This window comes from Streptomyces sp. NPDC051364 (assembly GCF_040682115.1).
Classification (GTDB): Bacteria; Actinomycetota; Actinomycetes; order Streptomycetales; family Streptomycetaceae; genus Streptomyces.
The window spans coordinates 56917-82873 of record NZ_JBFBAH010000006.1 but is presented as its reverse complement, the minus strand read 5'-3'; the positions used below and the strand labels follow the sequence as shown (position 1 = coordinate 82873).

Annotated in this window: 21 protein-coding genes and 2 pseudogenes; 16 read left to right on the top strand and 7 right to left on the bottom strand. The window is 71.7% G+C overall.

Annotation, left to right across the window (positions count from 1 at the left end):
• The first annotated feature begins 53 nt into the window (after positions 1 to 53).
• Positions 54 to 1634 carry a methylmalonyl-CoA mutase family protein gene (locus AB0M76_RS14970; RefSeq protein ID WP_365953264.1) on the top strand — a complete coding sequence of 527 codons (1581 nt, stop codon included), beginning with the start codon at positions 54 to 56 and terminating at the stop codon, positions 1632 to 1634.
• A gap of 57 nt (positions 1635 to 1691) precedes the next feature.
• The gene (gene leuE / locus AB0M76_RS14965) at positions 1692 to 2360 is read left to right on the top strand and encodes a leucine efflux protein LeuE (RefSeq protein ID WP_365953263.1); all 669 of its coding nucleotides are present in this window, start codon (positions 1692 to 1694) and stop codon (positions 2358 to 2360) included.
• A gap of 33 nt (positions 2361 to 2393) precedes the next feature.
• Here leuE and AB0M76_RS14960 read toward each other — a convergent pair.
• The 3 genes and pseudogenes from AB0M76_RS14960 to AB0M76_RS14950 form a co-directional block, all read right to left on the bottom strand.
• Positions 2394 to 2726: pseudogene (locus AB0M76_RS14960) on the bottom strand (acyltransferase); the annotation flags it as partial.
• Between the two features lie 79 nt (positions 2727 to 2805).
• Positions 2806 to 4173, bottom strand: a complete 1368-nt coding sequence (locus tag AB0M76_RS14955) for a polysialyltransferase family glycosyltransferase (RefSeq protein WP_365953262.1) — start codon at positions 4171 to 4173, stop codon at positions 2806 to 2808.
• Positions 4173 to 5150: a glycosyltransferase family 2 protein gene (locus tag AB0M76_RS14950; protein ID WP_365953549.1), complete on the bottom strand. Its 978-nt coding sequence runs from the start codon at positions 5148 to 5150 to the stop codon at positions 4173 to 4175. Before AB0M76_RS14950 ends, AB0M76_RS14955 begins: the two co-directional genes overlap by 1 nt.
• A 176-nt stretch (positions 5151 to 5326) precedes the next feature.
• Between AB0M76_RS14950 and AB0M76_RS14945 the strand changes: the two genes are divergently transcribed.
• From AB0M76_RS14945 to AB0M76_RS14890, 12 genes and pseudogenes are all read left to right on the top strand, one after another.
• Positions 5327 to 6700 (top strand): DUF6716 putative glycosyltransferase, encoded by a 1374-nt coding sequence (locus tag AB0M76_RS14945; protein ID WP_365953261.1) that lies wholly within the window; start codon positions 5327 to 5329, stop codon positions 6698 to 6700.
• Positions 6697 to 7401 (top strand): annotated as a pseudogene (locus tag AB0M76_RS14940) (acylneuraminate cytidylyltransferase family protein); the annotation flags it as partial. The gene AB0M76_RS14945 and the pseudogene AB0M76_RS14940, both read left to right, overlap by 4 nt.
• 47 nt (positions 7402 to 7448) lie before the next feature.
• Positions 7449 to 8360 carry an N-acetylneuraminate synthase family protein gene (locus AB0M76_RS14935; protein ID WP_030154928.1) on the top strand — a complete coding sequence of 304 codons (912 nt, stop codon included), beginning with the start codon at positions 7449 to 7451 and terminating at the stop codon, positions 8358 to 8360.
• A gap of 92 nt (positions 8361 to 8452) precedes the next feature.
• The gene (locus tag AB0M76_RS14930) at positions 8453 to 9718 is read left to right on the top strand and encodes a hypothetical protein (protein WP_365953260.1); all 1266 of its coding nucleotides are present in this window, start codon (positions 8453 to 8455) and stop codon (positions 9716 to 9718) included.
• A 137-nt stretch (positions 9719 to 9855) separates the two neighbouring features.
• A complete protein-coding gene (locus AB0M76_RS14925; RefSeq protein WP_365953548.1) occupies positions 9856 to 11100 on the top strand; it encodes an amidohydrolase in 1245 nt (414 codons plus the stop codon).
• Between the two features lie 218 nt (positions 11101 to 11318).
• Positions 11319 to 12380: a BMP family ABC transporter substrate-binding protein gene (locus tag AB0M76_RS14920; RefSeq protein WP_365953259.1), complete on the top strand. Its 1062-nt coding sequence runs from the start codon at positions 11319 to 11321 to the stop codon at positions 12378 to 12380.
• Between the two features lie 257 nt (positions 12381 to 12637).
• On the top strand, positions 12638 to 14263 hold the full coding sequence (locus AB0M76_RS14915) for an ABC transporter ATP-binding protein (RefSeq protein WP_365953547.1): 1626 nt from the start codon (positions 12638 to 12640) through the stop codon (positions 14261 to 14263).
• Complete coding sequence (locus AB0M76_RS14910; RefSeq protein WP_365953258.1) at positions 14260 to 15375, top strand: ABC transporter permease; 1116 nt, start codon at positions 14260 to 14262, stop codon at positions 15373 to 15375. Before AB0M76_RS14915 ends, AB0M76_RS14910 begins: the two co-directional genes overlap by 4 nt.
• Positions 15372 to 16637: an ABC transporter permease gene (locus tag AB0M76_RS14905; protein WP_365953257.1), complete on the top strand. Its 1266-nt coding sequence runs from the start codon at positions 15372 to 15374 to the stop codon at positions 16635 to 16637. The genes AB0M76_RS14910 and AB0M76_RS14905 overlap by 4 nt, the downstream gene beginning before the upstream one ends.
• The gene (locus AB0M76_RS14900; RefSeq protein ID WP_365953256.1) at positions 16634 to 17032 is read left to right on the top strand and encodes a cytidine deaminase; all 399 of its coding nucleotides are present in this window, start codon (positions 16634 to 16636) and stop codon (positions 17030 to 17032) included. The genes AB0M76_RS14905 and AB0M76_RS14900 overlap by 4 nt, the downstream gene beginning before the upstream one ends.
• 93 nt (positions 17033 to 17125) lie before the next feature.
• Positions 17126 to 18403 (top strand): thymidine phosphorylase, encoded by a 1278-nt coding sequence (locus tag AB0M76_RS14895; RefSeq protein WP_266664494.1) that lies wholly within the window; start codon positions 17126 to 17128, stop codon positions 18401 to 18403.
• Between the two features lie 111 nt (positions 18404 to 18514).
• Positions 18515 to 18841 (top strand): STAS domain-containing protein, encoded by a 327-nt coding sequence (locus AB0M76_RS14890; protein ID WP_365953546.1) that lies wholly within the window; start codon positions 18515 to 18517, stop codon positions 18839 to 18841.
• On the opposite strand, the gene AB0M76_RS14885 is transcribed toward AB0M76_RS14890, so the two are convergent.
• The 3 genes from AB0M76_RS14885 to AB0M76_RS14875 all read right to left on the bottom strand — a co-directional run bounded on the left by AB0M76_RS14885 (position 18728) and on the right by AB0M76_RS14875 (position 21966).
• Entirely contained in the window at positions 18728 to 19741 is a 1014-nt protein-coding gene (locus AB0M76_RS14885; RefSeq protein WP_365953255.1) for a sigma-70 family RNA polymerase sigma factor, read from the bottom strand. The genes AB0M76_RS14890 and AB0M76_RS14885 overlap by 114 nt on opposite strands.
• Before the next feature lie 77 nt (positions 19742 to 19818).
• A complete protein-coding gene (locus AB0M76_RS14880; protein WP_365953254.1) occupies positions 19819 to 20514 on the bottom strand; it encodes a L,D-transpeptidase family protein in 696 nt (231 codons plus the stop codon).
• A 168-nt stretch (positions 20515 to 20682) separates the two neighbouring features.
• Positions 20683 to 21966, bottom strand: coding sequence for an MFS transporter (locus AB0M76_RS14875; protein ID WP_365953253.1), 1284 nt, complete (start codon positions 21964 to 21966; stop codon positions 20683 to 20685).
• A 99-nt stretch (positions 21967 to 22065) separates the two neighbouring features.
• Between AB0M76_RS14875 and AB0M76_RS14870 the strand changes: the two genes are divergently transcribed.
• The gene (locus tag AB0M76_RS14870) at positions 22066 to 23064 is read left to right on the top strand and encodes a LysR family transcriptional regulator (protein WP_365953252.1); all 999 of its coding nucleotides are present in this window, start codon (positions 22066 to 22068) and stop codon (positions 23062 to 23064) included.
• Here AB0M76_RS14870 and AB0M76_RS14865 read toward each other — a convergent pair.
• The gene (locus AB0M76_RS14865) at positions 23007 to 24047 is read right to left on the bottom strand and encodes a helix-turn-helix transcriptional regulator (protein ID WP_365953251.1); all 1041 of its coding nucleotides are present in this window, start codon (positions 24045 to 24047) and stop codon (positions 23007 to 23009) included. The two genes, AB0M76_RS14870 and AB0M76_RS14865, sit on opposite strands and share 58 nt — an antisense overlap.
• 419 nt (positions 24048 to 24466) lie before the next feature.
• Between AB0M76_RS14865 and AB0M76_RS14860 the strand changes: the two genes are divergently transcribed.
• Positions 24467 to 25927, top strand: coding sequence for a CehA/McbA family metallohydrolase (locus AB0M76_RS14860; protein WP_365953250.1), 1461 nt, complete (start codon positions 24467 to 24469; stop codon positions 25925 to 25927).
• Positions 25928 to 25957: the final 30 nt, after the last annotated feature.

The following is a 25957-nucleotide window of genomic DNA, read 5'->3' as shown; positions in this document are numbered from 1 at the left end:
CGGGGAGTTTTTATCAGCCCCGGGGCCGTTTGCTCTATGGAGGGCTTCGTCACATGGCGAGTACTGAGAGCGGATTTCCGATCGAACCCGTTTACGGGCCCGGCGATCTGACGGGGTGGGATCCCGAGGGCAAACTGGGTGAACCAGGGGCGTATCCGTACACGCGAGGGGTCTACCCGACGATGTACACCGGCAAGCCGTGGACGATGCGGCAGTACGCCGGGTTCGGGACGGCGGCCGAATCCAACGCCCGCTACCGGCAGCTCATCGCCGGCGGCGGCACCGGGCTGTCCGTCGCCTTCGACCTGCCGACGCAGATGGGGCACGACTCCGACGCGCCGCTCGCACACGGGGAGGTCGGCAAGGTCGGCGTCGCGATCGACTCGGTCGAGGACATGCGGGTGCTGTTCGACGGGATCCCGCTCGACCGGGTCTCCACGTCCATGACGATCAACGCCCCCGCGGCTCTGCTGCTGCTGATGTACCAGCTGGTCGCCGAGGAGCACGGGATCGACGGCGGGCAGCTGACCGGGACCGTCCAGAACGACGTGCTCAAGGAGTACATCGCGCGCGGCACGTACATCTTCCCGCCCGAGCCCTCGCTTCGGCTGACGGCCGACACCTTCCGCTACTGCAAGGCCGAGATCCCCCGCTGGAACACCATCTCCATCTCCGGCTACCACATGGCCGAGGCCGGGGCCTCGCCCGCGCAGGAGATCGGCTTCACGCTGGCGGACGGGATCGCGTACGTACGGACGGCGCTGGCCGCCGGGATGGAGGTCGACGAGTTCGCCCCGCGCCTCTCCTTCTTCTTCGTCGCCCGCACCACGCTGCTGGAGGAGGTCGCGAAGTTCCGGGCCGCGCGGCGGATCTGGGCCCGGGTCATGCGCGAGGAGTTCGGCGCCCGGAACCCGAAGTCGCTGATGCTGCGTTTCCACACCCAGACGGCCGGGGTCCAGCTGACGGCGCAGCAGCCGGAGCTGAATCTCGTACGGGTGGCCGTGCAGGCACTCGGGGCGGTGCTGGGCGGCACGCAGTCGCTGCACACGAACTCCTTCGACGAGGCGATCGCCCTGCCGACGGAGAAATCGGCGCGGCTGGCGCTGCGGACACAGCAGGTGCTGGCGTACGAGACGGACGTGCCGCACACCGTCGACCCCTTCGCCGGGTCGTACGCGGTGGAGCGGATGACGGACGAGGTCGAGGCGGCGGCGCTCGCGCTGATGCAGAGGGTCGAGGACCTGGGCGGGGCGGTGGCCGCGATCGAGACCGGCTTCCAGAAGGGGGAGATCGAGCGGAACGCGTACCGCATCGCACGGGAGACGGACGACGGCGAGCGCGTGGTGGTCGGGGTCAACCGGTTCGCGCTGGAGCAGGAGGAGCGGTACGAGCCGCTCCGCGTCGACCCGGAGATCGAGAACCGGCAGCGGCAGGCGCTGGCCGCCTTGCGCGCGAGCCGCGATGCCGAGGCGGTGTCGACGGCGCTGGCCGCGCTCCGCGAGGCGGCAGCCGGCACGGCGAATGTGCTCCATCCCATGAAGGAGGCCCTGCGCGCCCGCGCCACGGTGGGCGAGGTCTGCAACGCCCTGCGGGAGGTGTGGGGTACGTACGAACCGGCGGATTCCACATGGTGATATCCACATGGTGAAATCAAGCCACGACAGGTGCATCCCTATGGGACACTCCTGCTCATGCTGGGTGTCACCGATCTGCCGACCTACCTCGTCGGGCTCATACTGATCATTTTGCTGCCGGGGCCGAACTCGCTGTACGTGCTGTCCGTCGCGGCGCGCCGCGGCGTGCGCACCGGGTACAAGGCCGCCGCCGGGGTGTTCACCGGCGACGCCGTGCTGATGGTGCTCGCCGCCGCCGGGGCGGGGGCACTGCTCCAGACCAGTCCGGTGGCCTTCGGCATCGTCAAGGTGCTCGGCGCCGGGTACCTGACCTGGCTGGCCGTCGGGATGATGCGCGGTGCGTGGGCGCTGTGGCGCTCGCGGGCCGAGCGGGACGAACAGGCCGAGGCGTCGGCCGCGGCCGAGGGCGCCGCGGCCGAGGGCGCCGAGGGGGAGCGGCCGTACCGGCGGGCGCTGCTGATCAGCCTGTTCAACCCCAAGGCGATCCTGTTCCTCGTCTCCTTCTTCGTGCAGTTCGTGGATCCCTCGTACGCCTACCCGGCGCTCTCGTTCCTCCTGCTGGGCGTGCTGCTCCAGCTCGGCAGCTTCCTGTACCTGACCCTGCTGATCTTCGGCGGCACCCGGCTGTCCGCCGCCTTCCGGCGTCGCAAGCGGCTCTCGGCCGGGGCCACCTCGGCGGCGGGCGTGCTGTTCCTCGGCTTCGCCGCCAAGCTCGCCGTCAGCTGAGCCGACTGCCCGGCCGACTGCTCCGCCGACTGCTCAGCTGAGGGCTCGGCGCAGCCGCGGGCCCAGCGGGCGTTCCACCCCGCGGTGGACGGCCCAGGCCAGCGCCAGCACGGCCGCCACCGTCAGCGCGAACACCATCCCGGGCGGCAGGCCCGCCCGCCGGTGCAGGGCTGCGATGAGCACCCAGCCGAGGTGCTCGTGGACCAGGTAGAAGGGGTACGTCAGGGCCCCGGCCGGCGGCAGCCACCGCCACCCGGCCCACCCGCCGGCGGCCCGCCCGCCTGCCCGGCCGAGCGCCACCAGGGCCACCGCCGCGAAGCCGGCCGTGACCACCGCGATGATCACCACCGCGCTGCGGTACGAGAAGACCCGTCCAGGGCCCGTAACCGCCCGGCTGCCTCGGCACGAGGAGCCGGAGCGGTGGTCTCCGTGGTGGCGGTCGCAGTCACCGCGGGCGGGCCGCGCGCAGCCGCTTCAGCCGGCGGACCACGCGGCGGACGGCCGGGCTGCGCGGCAGGAAGGACAGCTGGGCCGGGATGCCGCCGGGCAGCCCGAGGGTGGTCAGCCGGCGGCGTTTGAAGTAGCGCCGGGTGCGGTCGTCCAGATGGGCGGCGAGATAGCGTTCGGCGTCCGTGCGGCGCGGCGCCAGGATCTGCGGCTGCATGGTGAACCCGACCGCGGTGAGCAGCCCGGCCGGCCCGTCCCGGACCTCGTCGGGGCCGGGTGCGCTCCAGCCGGCGACGGCCTCGGCGTCCGCGAGGGCGGGGAGCAGCGCGTCGACCACCGTGAGCGGGATCCGGTTGCTGTTCTGGTACGGGGCGAGGCGGGCCAGTATGGCCTCGGTCCCGGTGCGCGCGACGGGCAGCCCGTACAGGGTGGCGGCGGTGAGCAGCCCGGTGGAGAAGCAGCCGACGACCAGGGCGGGGCGCAGCCGCTGGTAGAGGGTCTCGGCCAGGACCGGGGTGGCCATGACGGTGAGGCGGGCGCCGAGCCGCTCGGCCTCGGCCTCGGCGCGGCGGGAGTACTCGGCGGGGGCGCTGGGGTGGGGCTTGAAGACGAGCTCCCGGTGGCCGAGGGCGTACGCACCCCGGACCATCTCCACGTGGAGGTCCTCCTCCTCCTGCGGGGAGAGGAGTTCGAGGGCGGAGAGGTACTGGCCCAGCAGCAGCGCCGGTGCCTCGCCGATCCCGTCCAACTCGGGCCCGTGCGAGGGGAGTTCGCCGAGTACCTTGAGGAACTCCGCCGTCGGGACCAGCTCCGGCGGTACGTCGAACTCGGTGAGCAGCAGCGGCTCCAGACCCGGCACCAGGTCCAGGTGCAGGACGCGGCGCACGCGCATGCCGAGCTGCGGGTCGAGGCGGAAGCGGGTGGGTCCGTAGCTCATCAGCCCGTCGGCGTAGACGTCGACGGCGGCGCCGGGGAACAGCGTGCACAGGGTCCGGGCGGGCGGGACCTGGATTGACTCCACGATGATCTCGACGCGGTCCTCGCCCAGTCCCCAGATCGCGCGGAGCTGGCGTTCCCACAGGGGGACGTCCTCGGGGCGCGGGGCCCAGGCGCTGGGGTGCTGCGGGGCGATGGCGGCGTTCCAGTCGAGCACCTCGTCGAAGCGGGTGCGCAGCGCTGCGAAGCCCGGCATGGCGGCGAGGCCGGGGGAGACCTCGGCGGTGAGGGCGTGGTTGCTGGTGAGCAGGATGCGGCGGCCGGCCGGCGGGAAGCTGCCCGCGTCGATGCCGGCGGCGAGCGTGGCCATCCCGTAGAGCGTGGAGGCGAGGAAGACCTGCGTGCAGGGGGCGGTGTCATGGGTCGCCATCAGAGCGCGGCTCCCGCTCGTGCGGGTCGGCGGCGCAAGCGGCGCAGCACTCCGGCGCGGTCGGCGTCCATCGTATTCAGGGCCTGGTCCAGTACGTCCTGGGGCATGCGTCCGAGCGCGGCCGTGCTCATCGAACGGAGTTTCTTGGCCACGGCCGGTTCATACCTTTCGATGGTGCCGATATGGTGCGCGATAATTGCACAATATGTTCGGACGGCTTTCGGGAGCAGAAGATCGCTTTCTCGGTCTTCTGTCGTATCGGCCAGAACCTGGTCGAATGCCTTGATGAAATCGAGCTGGCGCTCGTCCTTGATCTGCGTGAGCGAGGTCGCGACCCCGCGCCGGTAGAAGATCCCCGGCAGCCCGACCGCCGCGAACGACTCGGCCTCCCGGTGCAGCCGCCAGATCCACGGCCGGTCCTCCGCCGTCCGCAGCCCGTCGGTGAAGTGCAGCAGCCCGCGGTCCAGCAGCCGCCGGTGGTACATGCCTGCCCAGGCGTACGGGTAGTCGACCGAGGTGGCCCGGGATGCGGGCAGGATCCCGCTCCGCGGATCGCCGACGACCAGCTGCGGACCGTACGGGACGCGCTGCACCGAGCGGGTGCGGCCGGTCACCTGGACATGGTCGTTGCGGACGAAATCGCAGCTCAGAGCCTCTATGACGGCCAGTGTGCGGGCCAGGTGGCCGGGCGCCAGCCAGTCGTCGCCGTCCAGGAACGTCACGTACTCGCCGCGGGCCGCGTCCAGGCCGGTGTTCCGGGCGGTGGCCAGGCCGCCGTTCCGTTCGTGTCTGAGGAGCACCGCCCCCGGCAGCTCGCGCGCCGCCCGCTCCAGGAGTTCGGGCGTCCCGTCCGTCGAACAGTCGTCGACGAGCAGGAACTCGAAATCGTCCCGGGCGTTGAGTTCGAGGCTTTTCAGGGCATCCGGTGCGTATGTCTGCACGTTGTAGAACGGCACGACAACAGAGAGCTTGAGCACCCGCGAGACATTAAGGCGTCGTCCGGCATTCACCATGGCCCGTATGCGGATTCCATGTGAACGACGCACGGCGGGCGCGTTAACCCGTGCGGTTTCGCATGACGTAGACGGGTTGTTAACCCGCTGTTGTACGTTCGTTGGGCCGATCACCGAAATTGCGGAATAGCTTCTGCCGGGTGCCAGCCAGTAATCGCGCAGCATCTCGTAGTCATCCCCGGACTGCCCTCCGCGTCGCCGTACTCGCCGATTCCGATACGCGATGGAAATGGGGCGCACTCACCGCCCGCCGCCTCGCGCTGGGGTCACCCCCGGCGGGAGCCGGGGGAGAGCCGCACCTCACCGGATTCCTGCTCCGCGGCCGGGCCACGCCGACCGCGCGCCAGCTCGGCGAAGTGGGCGTCCAGGCGGACCGGCTCTCCGAGGTGACCTGCGCACAGTTCCTCGCGGAGATCGAGCGCGAGAAGTACGACGTCGTCGTCCTCGCCCTCGTCGGCGGGGCCGCCCAGGCCGTCCTGCACGGGGTCCGCGCCCTGTGGCCCGAGCCCGCCGCCCGCCCCGTCCTCGTCACCGGGTACGTGGGCGTCGTATACGAGAAGCTCGCCGACGGGCTGCTGCTGCGGCACGGGGCCGACCTCGTCCTCGCCAACTCCCGGTACGACGCGGGACGCTTCCGCGCGGTCTACGAGGGCGTCGGCGCGGACGCCGGCGCCGTCACGGAGACAGCACTGCCGTTTCTTGACGGAGCGGCGTACGAGAAGGCCGGCAGCCGCGCGCACACGGTCGTCTTCGCCGTGCAGCCCTCCGTCCCCGAGAGCCGCACCGACCGTGCGTACCTGCTGGAGCGGGCCGCCCGGCACGCCCGGCTGCACCCGGAGCGCGAGGTGCTGATCAAGCTGCGCAGCCGGCCCGGGGAGCACACCACGCACCTGGAGGAGCAGCCCTACCAGCGGCTCGCCGAGCGGATCCCCGGCGGACTGCCCGCCAACTGCCGGCTGGTGTACGGGAACATGGGCGAGGTCCTGGACGGCACCGACCTGCTGGTCACCGTCTCCTCCACGGCCGCCCTGGAGTCCCTGCACCGCGGGATCCCGACGGCCGTCCTCACCGACCTCGGCATCCGCGAGGTGCTCGGCAACCACCACTTCCTCGGCTCGGGCTGCCTGGCTTCCTGGGACCAGCTCGACGCAGGCCTGCTGCCGCAGGGCGACCCGGACTGGCTGGCCGACCAGGGTGTGACGGGTGCGTCCGGCGCCGAGGACCCCTTCGCCGCCGCCCGCGCCCGGCTCGGCGAACTGCTGGACCTCCCGGTCCTCCCCGCCGTCGCCCCCTACTACACGCAGGTCACCGCGCCCGGTTACCTGCCCGGGATCCTGGCCCGGCACCATCTCGCCCCCGACGGGACCCCGCTGCCCGGCGCCGTCCGGGAGAGCGGCGGCGAGTCCCGGCTGCGCCGCTGGCTCCGCTCGCACCTGCGTGAGGCTGCCCGCGGGGCGTACCGGCACGGGGTCCAGCGCGTGGCCCCGATGATCCGCCGGATGGGGGAGCTGTGAGCCCCGCCGCGAACTCCGCCGCCCGCCGGCGCGTACTGGCCGTGATTCCGGCCCGGGGCGGCTCCAAGGGCGTCCCGGGGAAGAACCTCGCCGAGGTGGCCGGAGTCCCGCTCGTCGTCCGGGCCGTCCAGGCCTGCCGGGGCGCCGCCACCGTCACCGACGTCGTGGTCTCCACCGACGCCGGGCCCATCGCCGACGCCGCCCGCACCGCCGGGGCCGACGCGATCCGCCGGCCCGCGGCGATCTCCGGGGACACCGCGAGCAGCGAAGCCGCCGTGCTGCACGCGCTCGACGCCTTCGAGGAACTGCACTCCCTCACCGTGGACGTCGTCCTCCTCGTCCAGTGCACCAGCCCCTTCCTGACCTCCTCCGACGTCGAGTCGGTCGCCGCCGCCGTCGCATCCGGCGCGGCCGACTCGGCCCTGACCGTCGCCCCCTTCCACGGCTTCCTCTGGCGGGAGGCGGCCGACGGCGCCGGCAGCGGCGTCAACCACGACAAGGCCGTACGCCCCCGCAGGCAGGACCGGCCCCAGGACCTGCTGGAGACCGGCGCCGCCTACGCCATGGACGCCGCCGGCTTCCGTACCGCCCGGCACCGCTTCTTCGGGCGCACCCTCCCCGTCGCCACCGACCCCGCACGGGTCCTGGAGATCGACGACCCGCACGACCTGGCCCGCGCCCGCCTCCTCGCCCCCTTGTTCACACCCCCTCTGCACCCCCACGCACCGAACGAAGGACCTGAGCTGCCATGACCGTCGCCACCCCCAACTCCCGCCTGCGCACCTTCGGCTCGCGCACCGCCGGCCCCGGCCGCCCCGTCTACGTCGTCGGCGAGATCGGCATCAACCACAACGGCGACCTCGGCAACGCGTTCGCCCTCATCGACGCCGCCGCCGAAGCGGGCTGCGACGCCGTGAAGTTCCAGAAGCGCACCCCGGAGATCTGCACCCCGCGCGACCAGTGGGACATCGAGCGGGACACCCCCTGGGGCCGGATGACGTACATCGACTACCGCCACCGCGTGGAGTTCGGCGAGGCCGAGTACCGCTCCATCGACGAACACTGCGCCAAGCGCGGCATCGACTGGTTCGCCTCCCCGTGGGACACCGAGGCCGTCGCCTTCCTGGAGAAGTTCGACGTCCCCGCCCACAAGGTGGCCTCCGCCTCCCTCACCGACGACGAGCTGCTGCGCGCCCTGCGCGCCACCGGCCGTACCGTCGTCCTCTCCACCGGCATGTCCACCCCGAAGCAGATCCGGCACGCGGTGGAGGTGCTCGGCAGCGACAACATCCTGCTCTGCCATGCCACTTCGACGTACCCGGCCAAGGCGGAGGAGCTCAACCTGCGGGTCATCAACACCCTGCAGGAGGAGTACCCCAACGTCCCGATCGGCTACTCCGGCCACGAGACGGGCCTGCAGACCACCCTCGCGGCCGTCGCCCTCGGCGCCACCTTCGTCGAGCGGCACATCACCCTCGACCGCGCCATGTGGGGCTCCGACCAGGCCGCCTCCGTGGAGCCGGGCGGCCTCGCCCGCCTGGTCCGCGACATCCGCACCATCGAGACCGCCCTCGGCGACGGCATCAAGCGCGTCTACGACTCCGAGCTCGGCCCCATGAAGAAGCTCCGCCGGGTCCAGGGCGAACTCGCCTCGGTCTGAGCTGCGGCCCCTCGGCCCCTCGGCCCTTCCGCCGCCCCGCCCGGTGTCCGTCCGGTACGACGCTCCGCCCCGCCCCTGACGAGGAGTACGTGGTGACCCCCTCAGCCTCCACCCTGGCTTTCGTCGAGAGTCCGGTCCAGCTGCTGAACGTGCTGGAGTGGGCGTACGCCGAAGCCGTGTCCACACCGGGCGGTGCCGTCCGGCTGGCCGGCGTCCCCCGCCAGCCGGGCCCGATCGCCTCCCGCGGACCCGAAGAGGGCGGCTCTCCCCGCCCCGCCCTTGGCCGGCCGGGCCGGTTCACAGCCCCGAGCCCGGCCTCGGAAACCGAACGGCCTGCGGTCGGCCTCGGCGGCGGGTCCGGTCCGGCGAGCGCAGCGTCCTGGCTGCGGATCGTCGTACTGCCCCCCACCGACCCCATGTCCCGCGGCCAGCTGCGCCGGATGGCGGGCCTCGCGCGGGACGAGGGGTACGAGGTCGCCTGGCAGGAGGCCCGCGGCGGCCCGCTCGCGCCCTTCAGGGCGCTCGCCGCGCTCGCCCGGGACGTGCGCGCGGCCCGCCGGGTCGTCGTCGGCGACCCCTTCTCCCGGTACGTGCAGCTCCTGCTCACCCTCGTACGGGCCGAGGAGCTCGTGGTGGTCGACGACGGGACCGCCACCATGGAGTTCGTGGCCCAGACCGGCCGCGGCGAGCGCCTCGTACGCTGGCACCGGGTCGGCGGCGGAGGCCTGCCCGGCCGCGTCCGCGAGCTCGCGTACGCACCGGTCTCGGCCACCGCCCGGCGCCGCTTCACCCCGGCCGCGGGCAAGGGGCGCCGCGTAGAGGTGTTCAGCTCGATGCCCGTCACCGTCCACGGCGCGATGACGCTGCGGGTCAACGAGTTCGCCTGGACCCGCTCCCGGTTCGGCCCGCCGCGCCTGACCAAGGGCACCGACCTCGTCGGCACCTCCCTCGTGGAGACCGGCGTGGTCGACCCGGCCCGCTACCTGGACGCCGTACGCGCCCTGACCCTGGAGCACGGGGCCACCCGCTACTTCGCGCACCGCCGGGAGTCCGCGCAGAAGCTGCGCGCGCTCAGCGAGGCGACCGGGCTCGAGATCGTCCGCCCGGACCTGCCGCTGGAGCTGATCGCCCGGCGCGGACCCGTCGGCCGGACGATCGTCAGCTTTCCGTCCACCGTCGTCCACACCCTGCCGTACGCGCTGACCGGTACCGGTGTGACCGTCGCTGTATGCGATGTCGACCCGGCCTGGCTCGCCGGCTCCGCCTCGCCGCGGGCCCGCAGCTTCCTCGCCGGGGTCACCGAGACCGCCCGTGATGTGCACAGACTCCCTGCCCAGACGGCCTCTGCGGCCGGATGAGCGCGCGAGTGTACCCCCAGGTGCATCCGGTCATGCGTCCAGAGGTCTGGTTTTTTTCCCCTAACGGCATGAACTTTTGGTGATCTCCAGCCAGTTGGCCCATAGGTGGGCCTACCCTTCAACGGGTGAACCAGTTGATGTCCCGCGAGTCCCAGACCGCCCTGCCCGGCACGCCCGACCGGCCCGAGCTGCCCGGCAAGCTTCCGGACCACCTGCGTGCCGAACTGATCGCCTTCCGCCGGGACTTGCACATGCACCCCGAGCTAGGACACCAGGAGTTCCGCACTACGGCGGCGATCAAGGCCCGGCTGGAGAAAGCCGGCCTGCGCCCCCGCGTGCTGAAGTCCGGAACCGGCCTGATCTGTGACGTGGGCACCTGGGACGGGGGCCGGCCGATGCTGGCCCTGCGCGCAGACATCGACGCCCTGCCCATTCCTGACACCAAGACCCACATCGCGTACCGCTCGACCTTCCCCGACCGCGCCCACGCCTGCGGCCACGACGTGCACACCGCGGTCGTCCTCGGCGCGGGCCTGGTCCTCGCCGACCTCGACCGGCAGGGCCTGCTGCCCCGCCCCGTGCGGCTGCTGTTCCAGCCCGCCGAGGAGGTGCTGCCCGGCGGAGCCACCGACGCCATCGAATCCGGTGTCCTGGACGGCGTGGGCCGGATCGTCGCGGTGCACTGCGATCCGCGGGTCGACGCCGGGAAGATCGGACTGCGGACCGGGCCCATCACCTCGGCCTGCGACCGGCTGGAGATCACGCTGGCCGGCCCGGGCGGGCACACCGCCCGCCCGCACCTGACCACCGACCTGGTCACGGCCGCCGCCCGGGTCGCCGTCGACCTGCCGGCCGTGCTGTCCCGCCGGATGGACGCCCGCTCGGGCATGTCCATCACCTGGGGCCGGATCGAGGCCGGGCACGCCTGCAACGTGATCCCGATGCACGCCGAGCTGTCCGGAACCATCCGCTGCCTGGACATCAACGCCTGGCACGAGGCGCCCGACCAGATCCACGCCGCGATCGACGAGATCGCCGGGATGCACCGCGCCAAGTCGGAGATCACCTACGTGCGCGGGGTGCCGCCGGTCGTCAACGACCCGGTGGTCACCGAGCTGCTGCGCGAGTCGATGGAGGCCCGGCTCGGCAAGGAGTCCGTCGAGGACACCGAGCAGAGCCTCGGCGGCGAGGACTTCTCCTGGTACCTCGAGCACGTGCCCGGAGCCATGGCCCGGCTCGGCGTGCACACCCCCGGCGCGAGCGCCAAGAGGGACCTGCACCGGGGCGACTTCGACGTGGACGAGTCCGCGATCGGGGTCGGCGTGGAGTTCTTCACGGCCGCCGCACTGCTCGACGGGCGGCGTTCGAGGCCGATCGGGTAAAAATTCCTACAACATCTGAGCGCCTTCCGTCACACCTGTCCAGCCCTTGGTACACAAGGGCTGGACGTCTGGGCAGTCACCGATCGGTCACTGTCCGATTCACGACGATCCGATAACGACTCATGAACGGCCCTTTAACTGACATCTACGCGCGTTACGATCGCCGCTAAACCAGCGCCGGTCGTGGCGCTTCGGTCAGGTTTTGAAGGAGCCTCCCCTTGCGCCGGATCACCAGGATCGCCACCGTGGGCATCGCGTCCGCGGCGCTGGCCCTCTCCGCCACCGCCTGTGGCGGAAAGAAGTCGTCCGACACCTCCGCCTCCCCCTCGGAGTCGGGTGGTGCGAAGTCCGCCGCCATCGCCTACGACATCGGCGGCCGTGGCGACCAGTCGTTCAACGACGCCGCGTTCGCGGGTCTGGACAAGGCTGAGAAGGAACTGAAGATCAAGGGCGCCGAGGCGGAGCCCACCGAAGGCGAGAGCGAGGCCGACAAGGTCCAGCGCCTCACCGAGCTGGCGCGCAAGGGCAACAACCCGGTCATCGGCGTTGGCTTCTCGTACGCCCCGGCCATCAAGAAGGTCGCCCCGAAGTTCCCGAACACCACGTTCGCGATCATCGACGACACCTCGGTGACCGACAAGAACATCGCGAACCTGGTCTTCAACGAGGAGCAGGGCTCCTACCTGGCCGGCGTCGCCGCCGCCAAGGCCTCCAAGACCGGCACGGTCGGTTTCATCGGCGGTGTCGAGGTTCCGCTGATCAAGAAGTTCGAGGCGGGCTTCACCCAGGGCGTCAAGGACACCAACCCGAACGCCAAGGTGCTGTCGACCTACCTGACCCAGCCGCCGGACTTCTCCGGTTTCGCCAAGCCCGACCTGGGCAAGGCCGCTGCCAAGGGCCAGCTCGACAACGGTGCCGACGTGATCTACTCCGCCGCCGGTCTCGCCGGCTCCGGCGCGATCGAGGCCACCGCCACCGCCGGCAAGTGGGCCATCGGCGTCGACTCGGACCAGTACAACCAGGCCGGTCTGGCCAAGTACAAGGACCACATCCTGACCTCGGTCACCAAGGACGTGTCCGGCGCGGTCTACAACGTGATCAAGTCCGTTGAGGACGGCAAGCCGGAGAACGGCGAGGTCCGCTACGGCCTCGACAAGAACGGCGTGGGCCTGGCCGACTCCAACCCGGAGTACAAGAAGATGGCCGACGTGACCGCTGCCGTCGAGAAGGCCAAGGCCGAGATCATCGCCAAGAAGATCAACGTCAAGACCGCCCCGTAAGGCAGTCTCTGACCTGCAGTAGTGGTCTCCGGGGTCCGGGAAGCGGTCTCCACCGCTCCCGGGCCCCGAGCCGTGTTCCGTGATCCTTGTGGCCAGTTGGCCGCAAGTTTTCACTTTCGACAGTGCTACGCGCGTAGAGGCATCGTGGACGCGATACCTTCTCTCCCCGCCCTGTCCCCCTGCCAACTTGGCTTTTCCAGCTCCTTCCGCGCCAAGGAGAGTGCGTCATCAACGCGTCCAGCCCCCCCGCCGTAGAACTGCACGGCATCACCAAGCGTTTCCCCGGCGTCGTCGCCAACAAGGACATCGCCATCACCGTCCGCAAGGGCACGGTCCACGCCCTCATCGGTGAGAACGGCGCCGGCAAGTCGACCCTGATGAAGATCCTCTACGGCATGCAGAAGCCGGACGAGGGCACCATCGCCATCGACGGGGAGCAGGTCACCTTCGCCAACCCCGGCGAGGCCATCGCCCGGGGCATCGGCATGGTGCACCAGCACTTCATGCTCGCCGACAACCTCACCGTCCTGGAGAACGTGGTTCTCGGCGGCGAGAAGCTGTACGGCATCGGCGGCAAGGCCCGCAAGAAGATCCTGGAGATCTCGGACGCGTACGGCCTCGGCGTGCGACCGGACGCCCTGGTCGAGGACCTCGGCGTCGCCGACCGGCAGCGCGTGGAGATCCTCAAGGTCCTCTACCGTGGCGCCCGCACCCTCATCCTCGACGAGCCCACCGCCGTGCTCGTGCCGCAGGAAGTCGACGCACTCTTCGACAACCTGCGCGAGCTCAAGGCCGAGGGCCTGACCGTCATCTTCATCTCGCACAAGCTGGGCGAGGTGCTCAAGGTCGCCGACGACATCACCGTCATCCGCCGCGGCACCACCGTCGGCACCGCCGACCCGAAGACCGCGACGACCAAGCAGCTCGCCGAGCTCATGGTCGGCAGCGAGCTGCCTTCGCCGGAGACCCGCGAGTCGACGGTCACGGACGTCCCGATGCTGACCGTCGAGAGCCTGACCCTCGCCGCGTCCGACGCCGCCGTCGTCGAGCCGGAGACCATGGCCCCGACGGACCCGGAGGACTCCTACCTCCACGAGCACCTCGAGACCGGCCGGCTCCTGCTCGACGACATCAACTTCACCATCCACAAGGGCGAGATCCTCGGCATCGCGGGTGTCGAGGGCAACGGCCAGACGGAGCTCATCGAAGCCCTGATGGGCATGAACTCCGCCGACTCGGGCGTGATCACCCTTGACGGTCGCGACATCACGAAGTCGCCGGTGCGCAAGCGCCGCGAGGGCGGCATCGGGTACATCCCCGAGGACCGCCACCGCCACGGCCTGCTGCTGGAGTCCTCGCTCTGGGAGAACCGCATCCTCGGCCACGTCACCGAGGCGCCCAACTCCAAGAAGGGCATCCTCGACCCGAAGGCCGCCCGCAAGGACACCGAGCGGATCGTGCGCGAGTACGACGTGCGCACGCCCGGCATCGACGTGACCGCGGCCTCCCTCTCCGGCGGCAACCAGCAGAAGCTGATCGTCGGCCGCGAGATGAGCCACAACCCGAAGTTCCTCATTGCCGCCCACCCCACCCGTGGTGTGGACGTCGGCGCGCAGGCGCAGATCTGGGACGCGATCCGCGAGGCCCGCCGCGAGGGCCTGGCCGTGCTCCTGATCTCCGCCGACCTGGACGAGCTGATCGGCCTGTCCGACACCCTGCGCGTCATCTACCGCGGCCGCCTGGTCGCGGACGCCGACCCGGCGACCATCACGCCGGAGGAGCTCGGCACCGCCATGACGGGTGCCGCGCGCGGCCACCTGGACGTATCCGACAACCACTCCGCCGATGCCGACGGTGACACGACGGAGGACGAGGCACGATGAAGAAATTCGACAAGGACCGGCTGCTCCTCGCTGCCGCCGGCCCGGTGTTCGCGCTGGTCAGCGCCTTCCTGCTGACCATGATCGTGCTGGCCGCCTCGGGCGTGGACCCGATCGAGCCGCTGCGCATCATGGTCGAGCAGGCCAGTTACGAGGACGTCCAGGTCCTGATCATCAACCAGGCCGGCATCTACTACCTGGCAGCCCTGGCCGTGGCCATCGGCTTCCGGATGAACCTCTTCAACATCGGTGTGGACGGCCAGTACCGCCTCGCAGCGATGGTCTCGGCCGTCGTCGGTACCGCGGTCACGCTGCCGGGTCCGCTGCACATCCTGCTGATCGTGGCCGTGGCCATGCTCACCGGTGCCTTCTGGGCCGGCATCGCGGGCATCCTCAAGGCCAAGCGCGGTGTGAGCGAGGTCGTCTCCACGATCATGCTCAACGCCATCGCGACCGCCGTGATCGCCTGGCTGATCCTGCCCAAGAACCTGGGCGTGCAGCCGGCCGGCTCCAACGACCTGACCACCGGCGAGATCGCCGAGTCGGGCTGGTTTCCGTCCCTGACCATGGGTGACGGCCTGGAGGTCTACGGCTTCACCTTCGTGGCCTTCGCCCTCGGCATCGTCTACTGGTTCGTCCTCAACCGGACCCGGTTCGGCTTCGACCTGCGCGCCACCGGCGCCAGCGAGTCCGCCGCCCAGGCCTCCGGCGTCGACGCCAAGAAGATGATCATGACGTCGATGCTCATCTCGGGCGCGGTCGCCGGCCTCACCGGCATGCCGCTGCTGCTCGGCGAGTCCCACACGTACAACCTGTCCTTCCCGCTGGGCGTCGGCTTCACCGGCATCACCATCGCGCTGCTGGGCCGCAACAACCCGCTCGGCATCTTCTTCTCCGCCCTCCTGATCGCCTTCATCGACAAGGCGTCCGCCGGTCTCGACCAGAACGGCTACGCCAAGGAGATCGGCACGATCATGCAGGGCCTGATCGTGATCGCGGTCGTCGTCAGCTACGAGCTCGTCCGCCGCTACGGCATCCGCCGCCAGCAGCAGAAGGTCGGCGAGGAGCTGGCCGCCGGCCACGCCATCAAGACCGACAAGGAGGTTGCGGCGTGAGCACCAGCACCGTTTCCGCGACGAGCGCCGCGCCCAAGAAGAACGGCGGCCGCCGCAAGCTCACCCTGCCCTGGATCCTGCTGATCATCGCGGGCGGTCTCGCCCTGATCTCGCTGGTCCGGGTCATCTCCGGCGCCAATGACCTGACCTCCGTCGGCCAGGTCTCCGGTGCCCTCCAGCTCGCCGTGCCGATCGCCATGGCCGGCCTCGGCGGCCTGTGGGCCGAGCGCGCAGGCGTCGTCAACATCGGCCTCGAGGGCATGATGATCCTCGGCACCTGGTTCGGCGCCTGGGCCGGCTACCAGTGGGGCCCGTGGACCGGCGTCGCGATGGGCATCATCGGCGGCGCCATCGGCGGCCTGCTGCACGCGATCATCACGGTCACGTTCAACGTCAACCACATCGTCTCCGGTGTGGCGGTCAACATCCTGGCCATCGGCTTCACCCAGTACCTGTCGAACTTCACCTTCGACAAGGCCCCGGGCGGCTCCTCCAAGCAGTCCCCGCGCATCGACCCGATCAACGAGATCACCATCCCAGGAATGTCGGACGGGTTGGCCACGCTCCAGGGCAAGCACTGGTTCCTGATCTCGGACCTCGCCGGCATCCTCGGCGGTCTCGTCACCAACCTGTCGCTGCTGACCGTCGTGGCGATCCTGCTGATCCCCGCCACCTGGTGGGTGCTGTGGCGCACGTCCTTCGGCCTGCGGCTGCGCTCCTGCGGTGAGAACCCGATCGCCGCCGAGTCCCTCGGCGTCAACGTCTACAAGTACAAGTACATCGCCGTGGTCGTCTCCGGTGCGATGGCCGGCCTGGGCGGCGCGTTCCTCGCGATCGTCTCCACCGGCATCTACCAGGAGGGGCAGACCGGCGGCCGCGGCTACATCGGCCTCGCCGCGATGATCTTCGGTAACTGGATGCCGGGCGGCATGGCCCTCGGCGCCGGCCTGTTCGGCTTCACCTACAGCCTCAAGCTGCGCGGCGGCTCCGAGAACGTCCACGCGATGCTGCTGCTCCTCGCGATCCTGCTCGTGGTGGCCGTCGTCTGGCAGCTGTACAAGAAGAAGCACGTCCAGGCCGCCATTGCGGCCGGGTGCGCCGTTGGCCTGTTCCTCTGGTACGCGCTGACCGACGCGGTGCCGAGCCAGTTCGTGGACGCGGCCCCGTACGTCACTACGCTCCTGGTGCTCGCGCTCTCCGCGCAGCGGCTGCGGATGCCGAAGGCGGACGGCATGCCGTACCGCAAGGGCCAGGGCAAGTGACGACGGCGCCCACCGCCGACTGGGAGGCCCTGCGGGCCGCCGCCCGGGAGGCCATGTCCCGGGCGTACGCCCCGTACTCCGGCTTCCCGGTCGGTGCCGCCGCCCTCGTCGACGACGGCCGCACCGTGGTCGGCTGCAACGTGGAGAACGCCAGCTACGGGCTCAGCCTGTGCGCCGAGTGCGGGATGGTCTCCGCGCTCCAGGCCACGGGCGGCGGCCGCCTGACGCACTTCACGTGCGTGGACGGCAAGGGCGAGAACCTCGTCCCGTGCGGGCGCTGCCGCCAGCTGCTCTTCGAGTTCGGCGGGCCGGAACTGCTGGTGGAGACCCCGAAGGGGATCCTTCCGCTGGCCGAGATGCTGCCGCAGGCCTTCGGGCCGGACCACCTGAGATAGCCGTGCCGACGGCCCTTCGCCCCCCGGGCGAGGGGCCGTCTCCCGTCCGACTTTCTTTCCCCTCATCTCTATGCGCGTAGAAGGAAGCACCACATGGACGTCATCTCCGTCATCCGCACCAAGCGGGATCGCGGCGAGCTGAGCCCCGAGCAGATCGACTGGGTCATCGACGCGTACACGCGCGGTGTCGTCGCCGACGAGCAGATGTCGGCGCTGGCGATGGCCATCCTGCTGAACGGCATGAACCGGTCCGAGATCAAGCGCTGGACCGCCGCGATGATCGCGTCGGGCGAGCGGATGAACTTCGACTCCCTGTCCCGCCCGACCGCCGACAAGCACTCCACGGGCGGTGTCGGCGACAAGATCACCCTCCCGCTGGCCCCGCTCGTCGCCGCGTGCGGCGCGGCCGTGCCGCAGCTGTCGGGCCGCGGCCTCGGCCACACCGGCGGCACCCTGGACAAGCTGGAGTCGATCCCCGGCTGGCGCGCGCTGCTCTCCAACGAGGAGATGCTGCACGTCCTCGACACCACCGGCGCGGTCATCTGCGCGGCGGGCGACGGCCTGGCCCCCGCCGACAAGAAGCTGTACGCGCTGCGCGACGTGACGGGCACCGTCGAGGCCATCCCGCTGATCGCCTCCTCGATCATGTCGAAGAAGATCGCCGAGGGCACCGGCTCGCTCGTCCTCGACGTGAAGGTCGGCACCGGCGCGTTCATGAAGAACATCGAGGACGCGCGCGAGCTCGCCTCGACGATGGTCGCCCTCGGTACGGACAGCGGCGTCAAGACGATCGCCCTGCTCACCGACATGTCCACCCCGCTCGGCCTGACCGCCGGCAACGCGCTGGAGATCCGCGAGTCGGTCGAGGTCCTGGCCGGCGGCGGCCCCTCCGACGTCGTCGAGCTGACCCTGGCGCTGGCCCGCGAGATGCTGGACGCGGCGGGCATCAAGGACGCCGACCCGGCCAAGGCGCTGGCCGACGGCTCCGCGATGGACGTCTGGCGCCGGATGATCGCGGCCCAGGGCGGCGACCCGGACGCGGCCCTCCCGGTGGCCCGCGAGCAGCACGTCGTCACCGCCCCCGAGTCGGGCGTGCTGACCCGGCTGGACGCGTACGGCGTCGGCGTCGGCGCCTGGCGCCTGGGCGCCGGCCGCGCGCGCAAGGAGGACCCGGTGCAGGCGGGCGCGGGCATCGAGCTGCACGCCAAGCCGGGCGACACCGTGGTGGCCGGCCAGCCGCTGATGACGCTGCACACGGACACCCCGGAGAAGTTCGACTACGCCCTGGCCTCCCTGGAGGGCACGTACGACATCGCCCCGGCCGGCACGGCGTTCTCCGCCACGCCGATCGTCCTGGACCGCATCGCCTGACCTGCGGCCCCCCCAACGCGTCGGCGCGGCTCCCCGTCCGGAGCCGCGCCGACGTCTTTCCGCTCACCGATGAGTTCGGGTGGGCCCGGCAGTCACCCCTGCGTGGAGATCATGCGACTGGTGCTGCCCGAGCCCGGACCGACCGCGCAGGACGTGGACGGGCTGTGCGCCCGCCTGGCCCGGCTGTACGAGGCAGGGGCGGAGGCCGTGGAGTGCGACGTCGGCGCCGTCACCGCTCCTGACCTGGGGGTCGTCGAAGCGCTGGCCCGGCTGCGGCTCGCCGCGCGGGGGCGGGCGTTCCGGGTGACCGGCGCCCGGCCCGAGCTACGCGCCCTGCTGGACCTCGTCGGACTCCTCGAGCTGTTCGGGGAGGCCGAAGAGGGGGAACCAGCGGTCGGTGTCCAGGAAGGCGTTGAGCCCGACGATCTTGCCGTCTGAGATCTCCAGGACCTGGAGAGCCCATGGCACGTGCCCCGGCTTCCCGTCCTCCCGGGGCCGGTACTGGCCGAAGGCCGGCAGGCCGTTCGCCGTGGTCGGGACCAGGCGGGAGCCCTTGCAGCCGATGCCCTGGTTCAGATGCCACCCCGCGATGTCCGCATGCCCCTGCAGCCACAGGTCGAACGGCGGCATCGACAGCACCGCGTCCTCGTGCAGCAGGGTGGTCAGCCGCGAGATGTCATACGCCTCGAAGGCCGAGAGGTACTGCTCCAGCAGCTTCACCTGCTCCGCGTCCAGCGGGTCCGCCGCCTCGCTCTCGCGCATGCGGGTGGCGGACATCGTGGCCCGGGCCCGCTGCAGGGCGCTGTTCACCGAGGCCACCGTGGTCTCCAGCAGCGCCGCGACCTCGTCCGCCTTCCACGCCAGCACCTCGCGCAGGATGAGCACCGCCCGCTGCTTCGCCGGCAGGTGCTGCAGCGCCGCCACGAAGGCGAGGCGTACGGATTCCTTCGCCAGCGCCATCTCCGCCGGATCGGCGGTCTGCGGCAGCACCCGCCCGTCCGGGACCGGCTCCAGCCACGTCGCCTCCGGCGACTGGCTCAGCACCGCGGACGCCTGGTGCTGCGGGGCGCTGAGGTCCATCGGGCGGGCCCGCTTGGTCCCCGCGCTCAGCAGGTCCAGACAGACGTTGGTGGCGATCCGGTACAGCCACGAGCGCAGCGAGGACCGGCCCTCGAACTTCTCGAAGCTGCGCCAGGCGCGGACGTACGTGTCCTGCACCGCGTCCTCGGCGTCGAAGGAGGAGCCGAGCATGCGGTAGCAGTAGCCGGTGAGCTCGACCCGGTAGCGGTCCATCGCCGCATCCAGGTCGGACTCGATGCCCGTGGCGAGGTCACTCATGGCTGTCTTCCCCCAGTCGGTCCGATACCTCGAAAACTACCGGAGGGGGCTGACAACGGCAGCCGGAAAGCCCGGCACTAGGTACCGGGCTTGCGGCCGTACACGTACACGTCGTCGCCCTTGACCAGCAGGTTCCAGTACGCCTTCGCGTCCGCGGCCCGCATGTTCACGCAGCCGCCGGACCCCGGCGGGTTCCACATGCTCTTCTCGACGGAGTGGAAGGCGATCCCGTTGTCGAAGAACTGCGCGTACGGCATCGCCACGTCGTAGATCGTCGACCAGTGGTCGATGCTCCGGTAGTAGATCCGCTTCAGCCCGGTCCGGGTCTCGGTGCCGGCCTTCCCGGTGCGGACCGGCACCGGGCCGTACTTCAGCATGGCGCCGTCCTGGACCCAGCTGAGCTGGCGGGTCAGGTCGACGCAGGCGATCCGGCCCAGATTCACCGGGCACTTCCCGTCCTTGTTCGGCGTCGTGCCCGCCGCCCGCTGCGCCAGCATCGTGCTCATCGTCTGCCAGGTCAGCGGCCCCGCGTACCCCGCGGTCGGGGTGATCCCGTGCTTCGCCTGGAACGCCTTGACCGCCTGGCAGTCGGCCGCGGACTGCCACCCGTCGACCGGCCGCCCCAGGAACTGCTCCGCCTGCCGCTGGTACGGCCCCGTGGTCACGTTGCACGAGCCGGCGGCCTGCGCCGCCCCGCCCCCGCCGACCACCAGCGGGGCCGCGAGCGCCACCGCCCCGCAGACCACCGCCGCCGCACGTCGCCCTGTACGCATCCGCCGCCCCGTACGCATCCGCATGGATTTCACGTCGGACTCCCTCCCACCTCCTCATGCCTTCCCGGCGGGGAGGGGCAACGCGCCGGAGCCCGGGGCGGCTTGCGCCTCCGGGCTCCGTAATTCCGCTCGTACCGATGCCGTACGGGCGATCCGCGCGCGGCCGTATCAGCGTGCGGTCGCCAGCGAGGTGAGGCGGCGCTCCGCGCGGGCCGCGTGCGAGCCGTACAGGGTGATCGACACGACGCCGAGCACGGCCAGCAGCGCGATGCCCACCGTGGCCGCCCAGCCCGCCGAGTGGTAGGCGAGCGCGCCGAGCGTGCCGCCCGCGCTGGAGCCCAGGTAGTACGCCGACTGGTACAGCGCCGAGGCCTGCGCGCGGCCCGACGTCGCGGTCCGGCTCACCGCGGCGGACGCCACCGCGTGGCCCGCGAAGAAGCCGGCGGTGATCAGGACCAGGCCGAGCAGGATCGCGGCGAGCGAGTCCGCCAGGGACAGCAGCAGGCCCAGGGCGGTCGTGGTCACCGCCAGGTACAGCGCGCCGCGCCGCCCCGTCCGGGCCACCAGCTGCCCGGCGGCGGCCGAGGAGACCGTGCCGACCAGGTAGATCAGGAAGATCGAGCCGATCACGCCCTGCCCGAGGGAGAACGGCTCGTCGACCAGCCGGTAGCCGATGACGGTGTACACGGCCCCGAAGACGGTCATGAACAGCGCGCCGATCCCGTACAGGCGCAGCAGCAGCGGATCCCGCAGGTGCCCGGCGACCGTACGGCCGACCGCGCGCGGGTTCAGCGAGGCCGGGCGGAAGAACCGGGCCCGGGGGAGCAGCACCAGGAAGGCCGCCGCGCACGCCAGGGACATCAGGCCGACGGCCAGCAGCCCGCCCCGCCAGCCCCACACCTGGGCCGCCCAGCCGGTGACGAGGCGCCCGCTCATGCCGCCGATGGAATTGCCCGCCACGAACAGGCCGATCGCGCCCACCAGCGCCTTCGGCTTGACCTCCTCCGCCAGGTACGCCATCGCCGAGGCCGGGATGCCGGCGATCGCCGCACCCTGGACGGCGCGCAGCGCCACCAGCCACTCCAGGTTCGGCGCGAACGGCACCAGGAGCCCGACGCCGACGGCGACCAGCATGGAGACCGTCATCATCCGGGTCCGCCCGAAGCGCTCGGAGAGCGCGCTGAGGGGCAGGACGAACAGGGCGAGTGCGCCGGTGGCCGCGGACACGGTCCAGCTGGCCTGACCCGCCGTCACCCCGAACCCGTCGGAGATCGCGGGCAGCAGCGCCTGGGTGGAGTAGAGGAGGGCGAACGTCGCGAGTCCGGCGGCGAAGAGCGCGAGGCTCATGCGGCGGTAGCCGGGGCGGCCGGGGGAGCGGGGTTCCGGTGCGGCAGGGGACGACGGGGTGGAGGCACCCGTGGTGACGGGCGCCCCGGTATGAACGGGAGGCATGCAACGACCGTAGACCCGTCCCGTTTCATGCGTCCAATGCACAGAATCGCGATAATCAATCCACTGATGCATGACCGCAGCTCAGAGGGGCGCCTGTAAATGAACCGTTACGAAGAAGACATCGCGGTGACAGCTTTGCTGGCCCCGCGCCTGGCGTACTTCGCCGCCGTCGCCCGCCACGAGCACGTCACCCGCGCCGCGCACGAGCTGGGCGTCCCGCAGTCCACCCTGTCCCGGGCCATGGTCCGGCTCGAACAGGACCTCGGCGTCACGCTGTTCGCCCGCAAGGGCCGCACCGTCGCGCTCACCACGGCCGGCCGGACCTTCCTCGCGTCGGCCGAGCGGGCCCTCGCCGAAATCGCCCGCGCCGCCGAGTCGGTGCAGCAGGACGCCGACCCGGCCTTCGGCAAGGTGGCGTTCGGCTTCCTCCACACCCTCGGCCCCGAGACCGTACCCGGCCTGATCCGCGCCTTCCGCGCCGACCACCCGCGCGTGCGCTTCTCCCTGGTGCAGAACTACGGCGAGGCCATGCTCGAGAAGCTGCGGGCCGGCGAGCTCGACCTCTGCCTCACCTCACCGCTCCCCGACGCCCCCGACCTGGTCGCCCGCCGCCTGGACGTGCAGCGCCTGCGCCTGGTGGTCCCCGACGACCACCGCCTGGCCACCCGCAAGCGCATCCGCCTCGCCGAGGCAGCCGAGGAAACCTTCGTCACCCTGGAGCCCGGCTACGGCATGCGCCGCATCACCGACGATCTGTGCGCAGAGGCCGGGTTCACCCCGCGCGTGGCCTTCGAGGGCGAGGAGGCCGAGACCCTGCGCGGCCTGGTCGCGGCAGGCCTCGGCGTGGCCCTGCTGCCGCCGCCGGCCGTGGCCCGCCCCGGCGTGGTCGAGCTGACGGTGACGGCTCCGCGCGCGGTCCGCGAGATCGGCGTCGCCTGGCTCGACGGCCACCCCGACACCCCGCCCGTCGCCGAGTTCAAGCGCTTCCTGCTGTCCCGTCGCGGCCGGCTGATCCCGGAGCTGCACGGCTGGCACCCCGGTCAGGATCCGGCTTCGTCCCCGGAGGCGGCGGGAGACGCCGCCGAGGAGAGCAAATAGCCCGCCTGGAAACGGGACTTGGCGCCCACCGCCCGCATGATCTCCGCGATGTGGCGCTGGCAGGTCCGCTCCGACATGCCCAGCCGGCGCGCGATCACCTTGTCCTCCAGACCCTCCGACAGCAGCCGCACGATCGTCTGCCGCAGCTCGTCCGAGAGCGAGCGGGCCGCGTCCGGGCTCACCGTCGTGGGGAACGGCCCCGCTTCCACCCAGCACCGCTCGAACGCCGACGTCATGAAGTGCACGACCGCCGGCTCGCGCACCACCAGCGCCGCCCCGCTGCGGTCCGGCACCGCCATCAGCCCCGTGTGCCCGTCGAAGATCAGCATCCGCATCAGGGCGTCGCCCAGCGTCCGCACCTGCGCGCCCAGCGCCGTCACCCGCTCCACGTACGCCGCCGTGGGCCGCGAGTAGCGGGCCGTGTGCTGGTAGATCGTGCGCATCCGCACCCCGCGCGCCAGCAGCGACTCGTCCCGCCCGATCGCCTCTTCCAGCGTCTCCACCGGCCGGCCCCCGCCCGGCTGCGAGGTCAGCAGCTCCCGCTCGCACCCCGCGACCAGCTCCGCGATCAGCCCGCGCACCGCTCCCAGGTCCGTGATCAGCTCCAGCTTCGCCCGCCCCGACCCGTTGCGTTCGAGGTGTGCCGCTCCCGCCTCGTACGCCGGGACCAGCGTCTCCAGTCGCCCGCGCAGCCGGTCCATCTCGTCGTGGGTCTCCCGTACGAGCAGGGCCAGCGGGGCCAGCGCCCGGGCGGCCGCCGCCCGCGGCGCCACGGCGCTCCACCGCTCGGGACCGTCGCCGGAGGCCCGCTGGAGCAGGTGCGCGGCGGCCAGCTCGGTGATCGCCGCGGCCGCCCGCGCCCCGAGGGCCTCGGTGGCCTCGGCCGCGGCGAACGAATGCCGCTCCACGGCGTACGCGTACAGCCGCCGGGCGGCGCGGCTCAGGTCGCCCCCGCGTGGCTGGTCGGCTTCGTCGGCTGGCATATGCGTATTCGTCCCGGCTTGCGGATGTTTATAAACCCCTCGTGTTCCCGCAAGGCGGCAAGACGACCCCCGATCGGGCGCCTTCCGGATATACCGAACCGGCACAGTGGTCACACCGGGTGAAGGGGGAAACGCGGTGACGGGGGAGCGGGAGCTGGTTCGCAGGACCGGGCGGGGGCCCATGGCGGTCCTGCCGAGCCCGCGGCCCGCCGTGGTGGTCGCGCCGGGGGCACCTCCCAGCGGTAGCTGGGGGAGGTCCGCCGGTGCCCTCCGACCGTGAGGGGACGGAGCGGCGGGTACGGACGGACCGGCGCGACCACCGCCGCCCGGCGTGCACCGGGCCGTGGCCCTGCTCGGGCAGCCGGTACCCCTCACCCCGGATTCACACGGGATTCACGTACCGCCGCCACCGTGGAGGCATGGCCCTCACGAGACGTGAAGTTCTGGCGACCGGTGCGTCCGGTGCCGCCGCAGCCGCCACCCCGCACCTGTCCGCCCCCTCGCCGGACACCCGCATCCTGACCGGCACGATCCCCCCGGGCGCCCCGGACTTCGTCGAGATACCCCTCGATGTGCCGCGCGGTGTACGCGAGTTAAGGGTGGCGTACACGTACGGGAAGCCGCCCGTACCGCCCGGCACCCCCGGAAATGCCCTCGACATGGGCATCTTCGACCAGCACGGCACCGCCCTCGGCGGCCGCGGCTTCCGCGGCTGGTCAGGCGGCGCCCGCAGCGAGTTCTTCCTGCGCGCCGACGACGCGACCCCCGGCTACGTGCCCGGCCCGATCGAAGCCGACCGCTGGCACATCCTGCTCGGCCCGTACACCGTGGCCCCGCAGGGGCTCCCGTACGAGATCACCGCACGCTTCACCTTCGGGGACCCGGGCCGCACCCCCCGCCCCGTCTACCCGCCCCAGCGGGCCTGCGGCCGCGGCCGGGCCTGGTACCGGGGCGACTGCCACATCCACTCGGTGCACTCCGACGGGCGCCGCACCCCGGCCGAGATCGCCGGCCTCGCCCGGGCCGCCGGCCTGGACTTCATCAACTCCTCGGAGCACAACACCCACTCCGCGCACGCCGCCTGGGCCGACGCGCTCTCGCCGGACCTGCTGATCCTGACCGGCGAGGAGATCACCACCCGCACCGGCCACGTCCTGGCGGTCGGCACCGACCCGGGGACCTTCGTCGACTGGCGCTACCGGGCGCGCGAGGGCCGCTTCGGCCGGTTCGCCCGTGCCATACGGGGCGCGGGTGGGCTGGTCGTGCCCGCCCACCCGCACGCCACCTGCATCGGCTGCGCCTGGAAGTTCGGCTTCGGCGAGGCCGACGCGGTCGAGGTCTGGAACGGCCCGTGGACCCCGGACGACGAGGTCTCCCTGGCCTCCTGGGACGCCACTCTGCGCGGCGCCGACGGCGAGCGTTGGCTGCCGGCCGTGGCCAACAGCGACCACCACCGCGATCCGGACCGCATCGGCGGCCCGCAGACCGTGGTCCTCGCCGAGGACCTGACCCGGGAGGCCGTACTCGCCGGGATACGGGCCGGCCGGTCCTACGCCGCGGAATCCGCGCAGGTCACGGTCGGCTTCGAGGCCTTCGGAGGGCGCGGGGAGCGTGCCGGCATCGGGGAGCGCCTGCGGGTGACCCCGGACGCGGACGTGCTGATCCGGCTCACGGTCACGGGCGCCCCGGGCTGCGAACTACGGCTGATCACCGATCAGGGCCTGGCCGTCACGGCCCCCGACGCCACCACCCTGGAATGGCACACCACCCCGGCCCGCTCCGCCTACGTCCGGGCCGAGGTCCGCCACCCCGCCGCGGCCCCGCCCCTGCCGGGCGCCCCGGCGGCGTTCACGAACCCGGTGTGGCTGCCCGCGGGGTGACGTGACCGGCTGACGTGACCGGTGAGGTGA

Bases quoted from the DNA above. Each gene is read 5' to 3' on its own strand.
- AB0M76_RS14970 (WP_365953264.1), top strand. From the start codon at position 54: ATGGCGAGTACTGAGAGCGGATTTCCGATCGAACCCGTTTACGGGCCC.
- leuE (WP_365953263.1), top strand. From the start codon at position 1,692: ATGCTGGGTGTCACCGATCTGCCGACCTACCTCGTCGGGCTCATACTG.
- AB0M76_RS14955 (WP_365953262.1), bottom strand. From the start codon at position 4,173: ATGGCGACCCATGACACCGCCCCCTGCACGCAGGTCTTCCTCGCCTCC.
- AB0M76_RS14935 (WP_030154928.1), top strand. From the start codon at position 7,449: ATGACCGTCGCCACCCCCAACTCCCGCCTGCGCACCTTCGGCTCGCGC.
- AB0M76_RS14925 (WP_365953548.1), top strand. From the start codon at position 9,856: ATGTCCCGCGAGTCCCAGACCGCCCTGCCCGGCACGCCCGACCGGCCC.
- AB0M76_RS14910 (WP_365953258.1), top strand. From the start codon at position 14,260: ATGAAGAAATTCGACAAGGACCGGCTGCTCCTCGCTGCCGCCGGCCCG.
- AB0M76_RS14895 (WP_266664494.1), top strand. From the start codon at position 17,126: ATGGACGTCATCTCCGTCATCCGCACCAAGCGGGATCGCGGCGAGCTG.
- AB0M76_RS14890 (WP_365953546.1), top strand. From the start codon at position 18,515: ATGCGACTGGTGCTGCCCGAGCCCGGACCGACCGCGCAGGACGTGGAC.
- AB0M76_RS14885 (WP_365953255.1), bottom strand. From the start codon at position 19,741: ATGAGTGACCTCGCCACGGGCATCGAGTCCGACCTGGATGCGGCGATG.
- AB0M76_RS14880 (WP_365953254.1), bottom strand. From the start codon at position 20,514: ATGCGTACAGGGCGACGTGCGGCGGCGGTGGTCTGCGGGGCGGTGGCG.
- AB0M76_RS14875 (WP_365953253.1), bottom strand. From the start codon at position 21,966: ATGCCTCCCGTTCATACCGGGGCGCCCGTCACCACGGGTGCCTCCACC.
- AB0M76_RS14870 (WP_365953252.1), top strand. From the start codon at position 22,066: ATGAACCGTTACGAAGAAGACATCGCGGTGACAGCTTTGCTGGCCCCG.
- AB0M76_RS14865 (WP_365953251.1), bottom strand. From the start codon at position 24,047: ATGCCAGCCGACGAAGCCGACCAGCCACGCGGGGGCGACCTGAGCCGC.
- AB0M76_RS14860 (WP_365953250.1), top strand. From the start codon at position 24,467: ATGGCCCTCACGAGACGTGAAGTTCTGGCGACCGGTGCGTCCGGTGCC.